We start from the raw sequence: 13,446 nt of genomic DNA on the forward strand, positions 1-13,446 counted from the left end.
TCCAGGCTCAGGGGTCAAGGCCCAGCAGCGCACGGAAGGCAAGTTTGTTCCGGGATACCGACTGGGCAAGTACCTGCGATTCCGCCGGTCGGCTGTTCTCCGGTGGCTCGAGGAGCACGCGGACGAAGTCTGACCGGCCCACGTAAGTCACCGTGGTGAGCCTCCGTTGCGTCTGCCGACTCTCTGCACATGCCGACGGGTCACACGGCGAGGTCTGCAGACGCGACGGTAGGCGTCTCCGCGATGTGGGCAGGCTGGCGTTCAGAACCCCCGCCTGAACGGCCGAGGGCCGCCGGCTCTTGGGTGTGCCAGTTCACCAGCGAGCCGTCGTGCCCGTGAGGTGCGGGTAGAGCCCATGGCCCTACCCGCGCTTCCGCGCGTCAGGGCCAGAGTTTTGTGGGACTTCTGTGGGACAGCGCTTCCGTCCCGTACACTGGCAGCACCACAATCTACGGCCTGACCTGCGCTTTTGGCTTGCGAAGCTCCCCCGACTGGACTCGAACCAGTAGCCCTTCGAATTTATGTCCGCGGTTCTCGCGCTCCGACTCGCTGCGCTGAGTTCAGCGACGCAGGTGCTTCCACCACGAATCGCGGCGCGCCTGGTCCGACGTTGTTCCCATGCAGTGCTTGCCCCGGTGGGGATTCGAACCCGCGCGCGGCACCGCCACCCGGCTCGCGTCCATCCCCAAAGTCGCCTACTGGCCTGTTCGCGCGAAGTCCCCGTCAGGCCAACACACTGGAGGTTTGACTCGAGTGCGTGGTCCTCGACGGACCGGCGGGCAAGGCACTCGCCCCACCGGCCGCTTAACGACCCAACGGATCGTCGGATCGTCGGCGCTGCGGCCAGCTCCATGCCGTTGTTGGGTTCACGTTGGGTGAATCGATCACCGCACCCGCAGCCTGTCGCCCGGTTGTTGGGCAGTGGGTAGATGCGAACACGACACTCGTGCGCGGGAGTCACCGCAGCCATGCCCACCGAAAACTATCGCGAGCCTGAACATCAGGATTGGACCGCTTTCGACGGAAAACTCGCGGCGCCCCGCGAGTACAGTGCTTCGCCTGTAATCGATAGCAACACAGCCCGTCCCGGTGACGACTCAGGCGGTGGTCTCCGCGACACACCGCGAGTCGGCGCCGCTCATCTGCCACACGGATTTCAGACGTCGAGCGAGCCAGACAACGCCGCCCCGGTCACCGCGTCGCACAGTGCTTCCGCCAGGTGGACGGAAGCGGGTACGGCGACAGACCCCCACGACACAAGCTCGACCAGCAACCGGTTCGAAACACTCCCAACGTCCGGCGAATGGACCCAAGGCAGCGCGCCTCAGCCCCTCGAGTCGGTGCCCTTCCACCGGGGGCGGCTCACGCTGCCCCTTCCACCACTCAACCCTGACGGGCATGCTTCGACGGCCCTACGCTGCGCCGTGTCCGCGATCGACGACAGTGGACGGATCGCCGACCGGTCGACGGTGCGCGCGCTGGGCTGGCTCCCCGGTACCGCCGTCGCGGTCAGCGCCGCTCCCCGCATCGTTGCCGTCATCGCGCGCGCCGATGCAGCCGAGTCGATCACTCAGCAGGGACGGCTGCGGCTGCACCACACCACCCGGGCGGTCGCCGGTATCCGGACCGGCGATCGGCTGCTGCTGGCTGCCTATCTGGACCGGCGCCTGCTGATCGTTTACACCATGCGGCTGCTGCATCAGCTGCTCGATGCCCATCACGCCCGGCCCGGAGCGGAGTTCCCGTCGTGAGCGGCGATGAGCCGACGGCGGCGTCCGATGCCGAACTGGCCGCCGCCAAGGTTCTCCTCGCGCGTCTGGGTGTCACCCCGGAACAGCTACTTGCCGGCAGCACCGTCCCGTCCGCAGCAGTGGTCGTCGCGCCGCCGATGCCGACCATCGGGGAGTACATCGACCGAGTCATCGGCGCCGTCACCCCTGGAACCCGTCGCCTGTATGAGACCTACTGGAACCGCGTGCGCGCGCACTGGGGCGACCGCCAGCTAGATGAACCGACCCCGTTGGAGATCACCCAGCTGGCGCAACGCGTCCGCGGCGAGGCGGCCGTGCGCCGCAACGCCCGCGGCGGACGATCCGCCGCCGAGCACCTGATCTCCGCGCTGCGCTGCCTCTACCGATACGCCGTCACCGACGGGCTCATCCCCGAGTACCGCAACCCCGCCATCCGGGTCCGCAAACCCCGCCGGCTGGCCAGTACCCGCCACGCCCTCACCGACGCCAGCCTCGCCGCGATCAACCAGGTCGCCACGACCACCGGCAACGATCCCCACCTCGACGCGCTCCTCATCCGCCTGCACAGCGAGACCGCGTGCCGCCGCGGTGGTGCCCTGGCGCTGCGACCCGCCGACCTCGACTCCCAGCAATGCCTGATCAGGCTCCGGGAGAAAGGCGAAACCGTCCGCTGGCAACCGGTCTCCCCCACCCTCATGGACCACCTCGAACACCACCGTGATGCCCGCGGCGAGGGCGATCCGGATGGGCCGCTGCTGCGCTATCGCAATCGGCGGCCCATCACTGCGCGCCGCTACGACCACCTCTGGACCCGCATCGGCAAGCACCTGCCCTGGGTGGCCACCCAGCAGATCAGCACCCACTGGCTGCGCCACACGACGCTGACCTGGGTCGAACGCCGCTTCGGTTACGCCGTTGCCCACGCCTACGCTGGACACCAGGGACGCAGCGACCCGTCGGCCACCGCCACCTACGTCCGGGCCAGCACGTACGAAGTCGCGAGCGCGCTCGCCGCGCTGGCCGGCGAACCGCATCCGCTGGCGATCGGCTCCGCCGAGACCCCGACGCCGGGCTGGCCCGGGTGACAGGTGACCAGCCCTCATCACCCGGCCCAGCCCTGCGGCCTTGCAGGGATCCGACCGGCGGCACTCGGCGGCTTTCGCTCTTCTAGACCGCCGCGGCCGGTGGCGAGGTTCTGCCCCCGGAACCCTCGCACTCCGGCCCCCGGCACCGGGTCCTGCCCGAGCGCAGTTCTCGCCGCTGGCACCGCCAAATGACTAGTCCGCCGCGCCCGCCCCCGCCGCTGAAGCCGGGAGCGGCGCGAGCGGGTGCGGCTCGCCGACCAGGCCGGTCAGCGCCGCCGCGATCTCCTCCTGGGAGGCGCGCACGTAGGTGATCGTCGTGCCCGCCTCTCCGCCGCTGCTCTGGTCGGTGTGGCCGGCGTAGGCGTGGGCGACGGCGTACCCGTAGGTGCGCTCGACCCACGTGAGCGTGGTGTGCCGTAGCCAATGGGTGCTGATGCCTTGCGCGGCGACCCACGGCAGGTGCTGCCCGATCCGCTTCCACAGATGGTCGTAGCGGCGTTTGGTGATCGGCTGCCCGGTGCGGTAGCGCAGCAGCGGGCCGGTCGGGGGCGCGCCGCGTTCGTCGGCGTGCCGCAGCAGGTGGCGCATCAGGGTGGGCGAGACGGGCTGCCAGCGGCTGGTCTCGCCTTTCTCCCGCAGAAGGATCAGGCACTGCGTCGCGTCCAGGTCACACGGGCGCAACCCGAGCGCTCCGCCGCGCCGGCACGCGGTCTCGGTGTGCAGGCGCAGCAGCAACGTATCCAGCGCGGGATCGTTGCCGGTGGTCGCGGCGACCTGATTGATCTCCGCCAGCCGCTCCGGGCCGACCGCGCGGCGGGTACTGGGCACCCGCCGCGGCTTGGGAACCTTCCGCGCCGGGTTGTCACCCTCACGGATCAGCCCGTCGGCGACCGCATGCCGGTACAGACAGCGCAGCGCCGCGATCAGATGCTCAGACGTGGACTGGCCACCGCGGGCGTTGCGACGCACCACCCGCCGCGCCCGCAGCGCCTCCGACAGCTGCGCGATCTCCGACGGGCTCGGCTCATCTAGCCGACGCTCACCCCACTGCTCGACGACCCGGTTCCAGTAGGAGCTGTACACCCGGCGGGTGCCCACCCCCACCGCGGCGGCCACCACCGGCACGTACTGCGCGAACGTCGGCACCGGCACCCGCTCGGCGCCGGCACCCACGAGGTCTTCCGGACGCACCCCTAGACGGGCCAGCAGCACCAGCGCCGCGTCCAGCTCTGCTCGGCCGGCCGCCGCGGGCGGCACCGACGACTCGGGCGGCACGGGCGTGGCGGCGCTCATCGCGGCTCACCGCCCCACACCGCCGTGTGCACCGCGGACACCATCGCCTCCAGCGCCGCCGGAGGATGCACCACCATCCACCCGGCGCCCGGATCGGCCACCACCAGCACCCGGTCGCCGGGGCGCAGCCCGCACCAGTGCCGAACCGCCGCAGGCAGCACCACGAATCCCTGCCCGGTCACCCGGAACACCCCGGCCGGACCCCTGGCCACGACGATCAGACCCTCGCGCTCACAGACCTCCACCGGGGTCCCAGGAGCCCAGCCCAGCGCGGCCAGCAGAGAACGATCGCGGATCCGCCCGCTGTCATCCAGCGCGGTCAGGCAGTACACCAGGGCCCCGGACCTACCCGCAGGCGCAAGCCGTGCCAGCGGCAGCGGCCACGTTGCCGGGCGGCCGGAACCCGGACCCCGGCTGGGACGGAACGTGCCGGAGAACGGAACCACGGAGGGAACCGGCGTAGTCACGAGACCCACCGCCGGACGCCCATCACGGCGTTGAAGAGCGGCAGATGTGCCGCGGAGGAGTGGTCAACGAGGCCTGACCACGAGACCATCAGGAACGGCATGTATGCCGTGCGCGTGTGTCCGAGGACCGAGCCGAACCATAAGCACACCGCCCCTAGTCCTAAGCGGTGAGTTCTGTCTAGGGGTGATCAACAGGCGCGACATGTAGCGATCGCCCATCGCCGTCAAACTAGGGCACGAATGTGTGCGGCTCATAACTGGGGGGCATGTCGTTAGCTACACAGATGTAGGCGACTAGCTCACGAACATTTTCGACGAGATCGAGACTGTCGATCTCCTGACCATCCCAGATTTCCACGACTCGTTCCGCAATCTTTGCCTTATTCGGGCTGGATACCGACAAGTGAGCGAATCGATCTGCAAACACGTCGTCTACAACGCGAGTCGACTTTACGGAAGGATGAACCTGCGTAAGTGCTCGAACGAAGTCTTTAGCTGGCACATAGTTTTCTATCTCGCGACCGTAAGTCACCCAGGCAGGACAGCCCTTATCTGCAAACTCTTGGCAAATCCGTTCCTTGGTGGCGTTCAGAGGACTATCAAGATTCGATTTATCCGAATCGATGACTATTGCCATACTCCGATTGATCCTCAAGAGAGAGATGAAATCCTCGACGTTTCCGTCCGGAGTATCCATCTCCTCGCCGGTCAAATGCGCCAAGAGTCGGCCGCCATAAAACATTATAGAATAGTGTATACCCTCGACCAATCGAGGCTCCGCCACCTCGATCCAGTATCTGAGATAGATTCGGTCCGAAGGACCCTCCACCCATATGATTGCATTCGATTGAATTAGGTCGGATGCGCGGTACCCTAGATGACGCGATACCTGGGCGCGGTCGGCATCGGATATTGCGGCAGAAAGGATAGTTCCCTGATCCGCGGAGTAGGAGACCCGCACAATGCCGATCTCCGGCGCGTCCAGCAGGTGCGCCGAGTGTGTAGTCAAAACAAACTTAGTTCCAGACCTGACCAGAAAGTTGACAAGCTTCCGAAGCATCAAAGGGTGCAGATTGAGTTCCGGCTCTTCGACACAAACCAGGTCGTCCTGATGCCACGTCGCGAAGACGGCAAGGAGAATTAACTGTGATATACCAGTTCCGAGGTTCTCCAGGGGAAGAACTCTGTCATTGATGATGACGTGAACAGTGCTCCGATTATACGGGATAGTAATTTCGACATCTTTATCTTCCAATACCGACTTCAGCAGCTGATTGATCCGACGGAACTTCTCGGAGTCTTCGCGATACCTCTCGGCTGCGGGAGCCTGCCATGCCTGAAGCATCCCGGGAACGCCCAGTCCCGTCGACTCCCTAAGCTCCGGAGACGGCTCACCTCCGTCGGCTCGGATTTGTCGCATCGTGGGAATTACCACCGCGTCCGGAATTTTTAAATTCGCGCGGGTTCGCTGCAATAGTTCTCCTATATTCGGCTCTAGTTCGCTGGTGTGGCCGAAAACCTGGAGCATAAAATCGCTGATATCACGTTGGACATGGCTAAGATGGGCTAGCGCCGCCGTCATCTGAGCTGGTGAGTGCTCAAAGGCTTCGCCAGAGTCTGACTCCATCAGGAGCCACATGAAGCCATCGCCTTCTCCGCCGTCGAGCTGAAACGCTGGACAAGTGACCAGTCGTTCGATTATCGGAGCCCATCGCTGTGAATATTGAGGACTATTTCCGGCGAGTTGCTCCCAACTTCTGAGGACATCGGCTTGCTCGACTCCGACACCGACAATTAAAGGCGGCGAAGAATTACTCTTCAAGATAGGTCGGTCAAGGGGATTATTGGACACACCTGAGCCACCCTTAAATACATGCGCTCTGAGAAGTTGGGTCAAGGCTATCAGGACATTGCTCTTTCCAGCATTATTTGGTCCCGCTAGCACCGTCATAGGGGCAGAAAGATTGAGGTATTGGATCTCGCCGAAAAAGCTGCGAAATCCCGTCAGTGCAAACCCCTTGATCTCGATTTCCTCGTTCGGGTTCAACGAAAGCCTTTCCCTAATGACTTGTTGCCTAGGCGCCCCGGCGCGGGTATTGCAAATCTAGTTTCAGGGTGCGATCTCTGCACGCGGCTGACGCTAGTGGATACTTCGACGGCGCGTTGCCCATTAGCGAAACGATAGCCACACGGGCACACCGTATAGCCCGCTAAATCCGAAGAAGTCACCCGAAAGGGGCATTCGACAGAACGCTGAGTGGCTCGACCACCAATCTATGCGGATCGCTATCCACAGTAGAGCGGGTCATGCGACAAGACAGCTGGGCACGTCCTCGCTGATGCGCCCAGTAAAGCGGCGCAGCGACGAGCGAGGATAACGGCGCTGCGGATCATCGTGCTCAAGGCGACGGCGATGCTTCCTCGACGCCACGTGTCGGCCCTTCGTCGGCTTACCAACCGTGCGGCCAGCTGCAACGCGGGCTTGGACGACCTCTCGATAGTATTGGCCGCTACCACCCAAACTCAGGTCTAAGACGGAGTGCTATGCCAAAGGCGGTCCATGAGAACGAAATCCGAGATGCGCTATCTACGCGCCTGCACCTAATTGAGCCCGGATTGCGCTGTCTTGCAACCGAATACCCACTGTCCAGTGGAATCGGCGGAGCAGGAGGCAGAGTCGACATTCTCGCTCGCGATGTCACGGGCAGTCTCGTTGTGATTGAGCTCAAACGCACGGAAGATGCGGCCGAAAAGGCTCTTCATGAGCTGCACAAATATGTCGAACTCTTCCGGCGCGAGCGGGGGATCGGGCCCGCCGATTTACGGGTTGCGGTGGTTGCCGTGGAGTGGCGCACTCTTCGATTGGCTTTCAGTCAGGCCGCTCGTGAGTGGTCGGCTGACTTTCGTGGTTACCAATTGACCCTTGACGAGGACGGCGTCACGCCGATCGCGGCCGAACGGGTAGAACCGTTGTCCGAGGCGACGATCCGAAGCCTTACACCGATCCAACTGTTGATTCAGCCGCGAGACGGCGACCTAGACGCGGCGTGGAAGTGGGCAGTCGATGGCCTAGCTGCGGTCGGCGCTCATGACGTCGTCGGGTTCGATTTTCGACATCAAACTTACGACGCGGGCGTCTATATCGTCGTCGGCCGAATGCCGCAATACAGTTCGCCCATTGTTGTCATCGTGGATGAACACGGGGAGCGAGAATTGGATGAGGATTCGGACGCACCCGCAGGCTACAAGACCGAATATCGCGCTTTGACGGCACTACTTCGTCGGCCTAATCGCTCGACAATAGAGTGGACCCACCCTGATGCGCTAAACCAGCTACTTTCGGATTCCACCGGCTGGACTCTGGGGGCCGTTCGCAGGGCTGGCGTGTATTCTGACGCTGTCCTATTTTCCGACAGAGATTTGATTCTTGACTCGGCGTCGGGCGGCCTGTCCGATGTAAAGTACACCGGCGCAGCACGCGCGGACCATGCGCGGCGGTGGACGAGATTCTTAGATCGCGCGGAATTCGCCCTCGGCGGCAATCCGAACTGGGGAAAGCTAGTCCCAGCGTGGTGCAAGGAGAGGGCGGCCGAAAATGCCCACGCCGATCTGACGATCCATATCTACAACCCGTGTGACTTCGCGGCGGCCATCGGGTTTGGCTGGCCCGAGCATATACAGAACTATGTCCCCACGCTGTTCTGTGTCGCTACCGCACCAGGCCAACCACGTCGCACGCTGAGGGGCACGTTGTTCGCCACCGGTAGAGGTTTCAGCCCGATTGACGCTTTTCTGATAGCGCACGGTGACGCGCAGAGTTGGCAATTGAGCCGCATGTTCGGCAGTTTCTGGATCCATGACCAGGAGTTCCTTCGGACCCTTGGGCTGGAGTACGTCCTGATAGAACAGGTCGGAGGGGCCGACCAACCTGTAATCCTCCAGTGGGAAGAGGATCGTATAGCCCGACTGCCACAAGCGTCAGGCGCCGCGCAACCACTAGACATTTGGATTACAAGAAATTTCGACACTCTGACGGAGCTTGCAATCATGCTCAAGATCGAGCTTGGGTTGACACAGTAACGGGGCGGATGTCGATCACAGGCGGAGCGGCTTGGAAGCGAATTGCCCGCTTGTGCGCGCTCGGCCGGCACCACGCGCCTAGGAAGTGCCGTCGATTCTTTGGCCCTCATATCCGCCAGTCGGTATGGGGCGGACACTGCGGACGATGGCGCATGCGCAGGCACGTCGGCGCATGACACTCAGAGCTTATCGAAGCGAGCAGCTTCGCCGCCGTGTTTACGCAATCACAGTAGCGGCGTCAGCAGGAATATCAAATCGCGCGCCATTCCGCGATCCCCGCAAGCCAATTCGGCCAGAGCGGTGGCGAGTTCGTCGTCTCCCGTGTTTCCCATCCAATGAGCCATCGCATCGACTAGGGCGATCCGCTGAATTGCGGTGAGGCTCGACTTCCGGACTTCAAGCATCCTGCACGCTTCTCGCCGCTGCGCAAGGGTAATGGTGCTTCCGATCGTCACGCTGTCGCCATCAAGCGTCATCACTTGTTGGCGGACGCGGTCTGCTCTGTCGGCCATACACTGGATTGCATCGGCGCATCCCACCCCGTGAGTACGCGCTACTTGGTGCGTCGACATTGGCACCGCCTTCAGACAGGCTGTCGTAATCGTTCAGTCCACGTAGTCGACATGAGCGAGCAGGACGGTAGAACCTCAGAGAGGGACGCCCTGTGAACGTCCCTGCCGTCCCCAGAAGCCTTGCGTGTCTGTTGCTAGGTTTTTCCGAGTGGCGTAGCACTGGTCCAGATGCGTTCGAAGCTCGCCAGATACGTACTTGCCATAGAGGCCGCCCCCGTCTGACGGAGTCGAAGTACAGGCGCACGTGAAGCACCGACGCCGTGTACGTGGGTGTTGACCAGAAGGTCGGAGTCCGCGCGGTAGAGCGAGTTGTAGAGGACGGTCTGATGCGTTCGCCCCTCGACTCCCGGTAGGTCAAGTAGCGGTTCGGCGAGGATCAGTGCACTCCGAACTTTGGCGCCGAGGGCGTCGTTGATGCCCTCCTCGACGCCTCGCGCCGCGACGCCGGGACTCTCTGGGTCGCCGAAGGCCAGTCGCACGCGCACGCCGGCCTTGGCCCGGTCTGCGATGGTCGTCAGCAGCCGCCCATCCTCAACGAGGAACAAGCCGCTGTACACAAGGACGTCGATGTGCTCCTGCGCGGAGGCAAACAGGCTCGACCACACATCGCGCGGTACGGCACTCCGGTCCGGGTAGACGGTTGCCGTTCCACTGGCGGCCGACTCGACTGCGGCCGGCCAGAGGTCGACCTCGGCTACGTCCAACAGGTCGGCTAACGCCCATCGGTGACGCTGCCTTGGCTGTCGGCCGGCGCACCAGCGTTGGACGGTCTTGGGGTCGACGCCGAGCGCGGTAGCCACGTCGACGTCTTGGAGGCGCTTGTTCGCGAGCGCCTGTTGAAGCGCACGGTTCATGCATCCTCCACGGTCGGTGAAGAGTTAGCCCTTAGCCAACCACAAGACGTCCCCAGACGTCCCCCCCTCGCGGTAGAAGCGTCCGATCGCATCACTGACACTCGGATCCGTCCAGTAGGGGACCTGGCTACTCAGGTGCGAGAGGGGTGCGGACGTTGGCCGGCACGCATGCCGCATGGCGCGCATACGTCGACATCGCTGCCGTCCTGCGGCAGCGCATCGCGGATGGCACCTACCGATCCGGCGCTCTCATGCCCTCCGAGGCGAAGCTGAGCGAGGAATTCGGCGTCGTGCGGAACACGGTCCGCCGCGCACTCGCCGGGCTCGAACTGGAGAACCTCGTCGTCACCATCCCCGGTCACGGGCGCATCGTGCCCAAGCCCGGGGCCACGGCCGAAGAGGCTGCCGCCAACACCGGCTATCGACTCATCGCGTCGAAGCTACGAGCCAGCATCGATGCTCGCGACGTCGTCCCGGGTCAACGGCTCCCGTCCGAAGCATCGCTGGCCGCGGTGCATGGCGCGTCCCGCGCGACCGTGCGACTCGCCCTCTCGGAGCTTGAGCGTGACGGGCTTGTCGAGGCGATTCAAGGAAAGGGCTGGTTCGTCCGTTCTGACTGACCGGCTCTAACCTTGCACATGTGCGACATGTGCAAGTTGACCGGGCGCGCGCGCTCGCAGAGTCTCTGCTCGCTGAGCCGCTGCCCCGTCGCTGGGCACACTCGCGGGCCGTGGGCGCACAGGCCGAGACGCTCGGACCGCTCCTCGGCCCAGACACTGAGCTGCTCGTCGCTGCCGCATGGCTCCATGACATCGGCTACGCGCCCTCGATCGCTCACACGGGCTTCCACCCGATCGACGGAGCGCGGTACCTGCGGAACATCGAGCAGGCCGACGACGTGCTTTGCCGTCTGGTCGCGCACCATTCGTGCGCCGTAATCGAGGCCGAGGAGCGTGGCTTGGCCGACAAGCTGACGACCGAGTTCGCCCCGCCCCCGGACTACCTCGCCGATGCGCTGCTCTACTGCGACATGACCACAGGACCGTCCGGCGAACGCCTGGACGTCGAGCAGCGGTTGGAGGAGATTCACGGCCGCTACGGCGACAAAGACGTCGTTAGCCGCTCGATTCGTCGCGCGACCCCGGGCATCCTAGCCGCGGTGAAGGCGACTGCCGAGGCGCTCGCTCGCGCGAGAAGCGCATGAAGCGGCAGGTTGTCCGGCACGATGGGCCTGTGCGGAGGTTGTCACTGTCGGGCCGCGTCGCGGGCGTCATCGCCGCTGCAAGCGTCACCTTCATCGTGCTCGTTGTCCTTCTGGGGCTGGCCTACCTTGCGATGACTGGCGCGCTGATCGGAGACATGCCCGCGGATTAGCCGGCCGGCTTGCCGTCCCGGTTCGTATCCGGGCTCATGCGCTCCGGGTTGCGACAGAGGAAGCCCTGCTCGTCCCGCGTCCAGAACCAGCCGGCGCTGTCCAGGAATTCGAGCTGCACCGGCTCTGGCGAGTAGTACGAACTGAGCCAGTCCGCCGGGGCCGGTCGTTGGATGGTCTGCCCCGGCGGCACGAGACCGACGAACTCGGACTCCGCTTCCTCGCCGGGTCGCGCAGGTAACGGCAGCGCGGTCTCGTAGATCGGCATGTCGCTGGCGTTGTGGACGTGGAACATCAGCTCTGGCTTGCCGTCGCGCGCGTGCTGGACGGCGACCCAAGCGCTGACCTTGGCGGCTTGTGCCCGCCGTGAATCCTCGGCGTGGCTCTCCTCGCGTCGGTGTTCGCGGCGGAACAGCACCAAGCCGACGCCGAACGCGCCGACGGTCCCGAGCGCGGCGAACGCGTCCGCGCCTGCTTGGATCCAGTCGGTTGCCGCCATCCGGCTACCCGAGGTAGGGCGTCGGGCGTTGTTCGAGGTAGTGGCCGATGCGCAGCCGCATGGACCGATCCATCGTCAGGCCGTCGACGTCACCGGGCTTGACCCAGTGCACCTCGCGGGACTCGCTGCTCGGCGTGGGCTGACCGCCGACGCAACGGGCGGTGAAGACGACGGAGAACTCCTGCCGGGCCTCATTGTTGCTCGTGTAGAGGATGACGTGCTTCGGGTCTGTGTAGATGCCGACCAGGCCGGTGATCTCGCAGTCGACGCCGGTCTCTTCCTTGGTCTCCCGGACTCCGCACGTCGGTAGCGACTCGCCGGGGTCCATCGCACCGCCCGGGACGGCCCAGTTGCCGTTGTCGGTGCGGCGAATCATCAGGATTTCGCCGGCGTCGTTGGTGACTACGACGTTCGCGGACGGGACGACGCTGTTCGCGGCCGGCCCGTCTGGGTCGTCGTAGTAGTCAATCCGTGCGCCCACCGGGCCGCCTCTCGTGGTTACTCGACACGTCGGGCTTCTGACCAGACCCGCTCGAAGCTGTCCAGGTACGTGGTGACCATGCCGCCGCCCGCGACCTTGCGTAGATGCAGCACGGGGGCGTTCGCTGCGGGCGAGCCGTAGATGTGCGTGTTGACGTACAGCTCGTCGTCGGCCCGGTAGATCGAGTTGTAGAGCGTCGTGTCGTGCAACCCGATCTCGACGTTGTCCCGCCCGCGAAGAGGCCGGTAGAGCGCGAGCGCGTTGCGGATTCGGGCGGACATGCCGTCCTCGATGCCCTCATCTGCGCCGCGCTGTGCGACGTGCGGACTGTCCGGGTCGCCGAGCAAGAGACGGACGCGGACGCCGGTGTCGGCCTTGTCGGCGAACAACCGGACCATGCCGGTGTCATCGGCGAGGAACAAGCCGCTGTAGACCAGGACGCTGATCTCGTGTTCGGCCGTGCCGAATAGCCGGCCCCAGGTCTCCCGCGGCACCGCCCAACGGTGCGGGTACACAGTGACGATCTCGCTCTCCGAAGCGTCCGCAGCCTGCTCGGGGGTGAGGGCATCCGGCCACAGGTAGTTTTCGTCGAGCTTGAGCAGAGCCGCGACGAGGTAACGGTGACGCCGGTACGGGATGCGGCCCTGGGTCACCCAACGCTCGGCGGTCTTGGGATCGACGCCGGCCTGAGGGGCAAGGCTCTCGGGCGTCAGTCCCTGCTGTAACAACGCTGCCCGCAGCCGCTCGTTCGCCATTGCCCCCGGAACTCGTCCCTAGACGTCGCTGGACGCGCTCACGCTAGCGAGACGTCTTGCACACGTCTAGTCACGTGGTGAAGTCGTCCCCCTCTTTCGGCGGATTCTCGTTCACGTCCCGCCGCGAGGAACGGACGCGATCAACCCCAGCAGATGAGCGCCGAAATTGCACCTAGCGCCTGGCAGATCGAGTTCTTGCACATGACTAGTCATGTGCCTTTCCTCCCGGCAGATCGA

General features: G+C 64.6%; 13 protein-coding genes. 5 read left to right on the forward strand and 8 right to left on the reverse strand.

Annotated elements, in window-relative coordinates:
- Positions 1-1,424 precede the first annotated feature (1,424 nt).
- Both ABEB28_RS00005 and ABEB28_RS00010 read left to right on the forward strand, forming a co-directional pair.
- A complete protein-coding gene (locus tag ABEB28_RS00005) occupies positions 1,425-1,751 on the forward strand; it encodes a hypothetical protein (RefSeq protein WP_345725797.1) in 327 nt (108 codons plus the stop codon).
- Positions 1,748-2,836: a tyrosine-type recombinase/integrase gene (locus tag ABEB28_RS00010; protein WP_345725798.1), complete on the forward strand. Its 1,089-nt coding sequence runs from the start codon at positions 1,748-1,750 to the stop codon at positions 2,834-2,836. The genes ABEB28_RS00005 and ABEB28_RS00010 overlap by 4 nt, the downstream gene beginning before the upstream one ends.
- Positions 2,837-3,028: 192 nt before the next feature.
- On the opposite strand, the gene ABEB28_RS00015 is transcribed toward ABEB28_RS00010, so the two are convergent.
- The 3 genes from ABEB28_RS00015 to ABEB28_RS00025 form a co-directional block, all read right to left on the reverse strand.
- Positions 3,029-4,129 carry a tyrosine-type recombinase/integrase gene (locus tag ABEB28_RS00015; protein ID WP_345725799.1) on the reverse strand — a complete coding sequence of 367 codons (1,101 nt, stop codon included), beginning with the start codon at positions 4,127-4,129 and terminating at the stop codon, positions 3,029-3,031.
- The gene (locus tag ABEB28_RS00020) at positions 4,126-4,461 is read right to left on the reverse strand and encodes an AbrB/MazE/SpoVT family DNA-binding domain-containing protein (protein ID WP_345725800.1); all 336 of its coding nucleotides are present in this window, start codon (positions 4,459-4,461) and stop codon (positions 4,126-4,128) included. Before ABEB28_RS00020 ends, ABEB28_RS00015 begins: the two co-directional genes overlap by 4 nt.
- A gap of 364 nt (positions 4,462-4,825) precedes the next feature.
- Positions 4,826-6,643 carry an AAA family ATPase gene (locus ABEB28_RS00025; RefSeq protein ID WP_345725801.1) on the reverse strand — a complete coding sequence of 606 codons (1,818 nt, stop codon included), beginning with the start codon at positions 6,641-6,643 and terminating at the stop codon, positions 4,826-4,828.
- 497 nt (positions 6,644-7,140) lie between these two features.
- Here ABEB28_RS00025 and ABEB28_RS00030 point away from each other — a divergent pair, with 497 nt between their 5' ends.
- Positions 7,141-8,676 (forward strand): endonuclease NucS domain-containing protein, encoded by a 1,536-nt coding sequence (locus ABEB28_RS00030; protein WP_345725802.1) that lies wholly within the window; start codon positions 7,141-7,143, stop codon positions 8,674-8,676.
- A 224-nt stretch (positions 8,677-8,900) separates the two neighbouring features.
- Here ABEB28_RS00030 and ABEB28_RS00035 read toward each other — a convergent pair whose 3' ends face one another.
- Together ABEB28_RS00035 and ABEB28_RS00040 are read right to left on the reverse strand one after the other, a co-directional pair.
- Positions 8,901-9,188 carry a hypothetical protein gene (locus ABEB28_RS00035; protein WP_345725803.1) on the reverse strand — a complete coding sequence of 96 codons (288 nt, stop codon included), beginning with the start codon at positions 9,186-9,188 and terminating at the stop codon, positions 8,901-8,903.
- Positions 9,189-9,382: 194 nt separating this feature from the next.
- The gene (locus tag ABEB28_RS00040) at positions 9,383-10,102 is read right to left on the reverse strand and encodes an XRE family transcriptional regulator (RefSeq protein WP_345725804.1); all 720 of its coding nucleotides are present in this window, start codon (positions 10,100-10,102) and stop codon (positions 9,383-9,385) included.
- Positions 10,103-10,248: 146 nt separating this feature from the next.
- Here ABEB28_RS00040 and ABEB28_RS00045 point away from each other — a divergent pair, with 146 nt between their 5' ends.
- Together ABEB28_RS00045 and ABEB28_RS00050 are read left to right on the forward strand one after the other, a co-directional pair.
- On the forward strand, positions 10,249-10,722 hold the full coding sequence (locus tag ABEB28_RS00045; RefSeq protein ID WP_345725805.1) for a GntR family transcriptional regulator: 474 nt from the start codon (positions 10,249-10,251) through the stop codon (positions 10,720-10,722).
- A 29-nt stretch (positions 10,723-10,751) separates the two neighbouring features.
- Complete coding sequence (locus ABEB28_RS00050; RefSeq protein WP_345726037.1) at positions 10,752-11,306, forward strand: HD domain-containing protein; 555 nt, start codon at positions 10,752-10,754, stop codon at positions 11,304-11,306.
- A gap of 166 nt (positions 11,307-11,472) precedes the next feature.
- Here ABEB28_RS00050 and ABEB28_RS00055 read toward each other — a convergent pair whose 3' ends face one another.
- The 3 genes from ABEB28_RS00055 to ABEB28_RS00065 are packed head-to-tail and all read right to left on the reverse strand — an operon-like array spanning position 11,473 to position 13,209.
- Positions 11,473-11,973 carry a hypothetical protein gene (locus ABEB28_RS00055; RefSeq protein ID WP_345725806.1) on the reverse strand — a complete coding sequence of 167 codons (501 nt, stop codon included), beginning with the start codon at positions 11,971-11,973 and terminating at the stop codon, positions 11,473-11,475.
- Positions 11,974-11,977: 4 nt separating this feature from the next.
- Positions 11,978-12,454: an NUDIX hydrolase gene (locus ABEB28_RS00060; protein ID WP_345725807.1), complete on the reverse strand. Its 477-nt coding sequence runs from the start codon at positions 12,452-12,454 to the stop codon at positions 11,978-11,980.
- A gap of 17 nt (positions 12,455-12,471) precedes the next feature.
- Complete coding sequence (locus tag ABEB28_RS00065; RefSeq protein ID WP_345725808.1) at positions 12,472-13,209, reverse strand: DUF5919 domain-containing protein; 738 nt, start codon at positions 13,207-13,209, stop codon at positions 12,472-12,474.
- Between the last annotated feature and the right edge of the window lie 237 nt (positions 13,210-13,446).

The sequence above is a fragment of the Cryptosporangium minutisporangium genome (genome assembly GCF_039536245.1).
Classification (GTDB): Bacteria; Actinomycetota; Actinomycetes; order Mycobacteriales; family Cryptosporangiaceae; genus Cryptosporangium; species Cryptosporangium minutisporangium.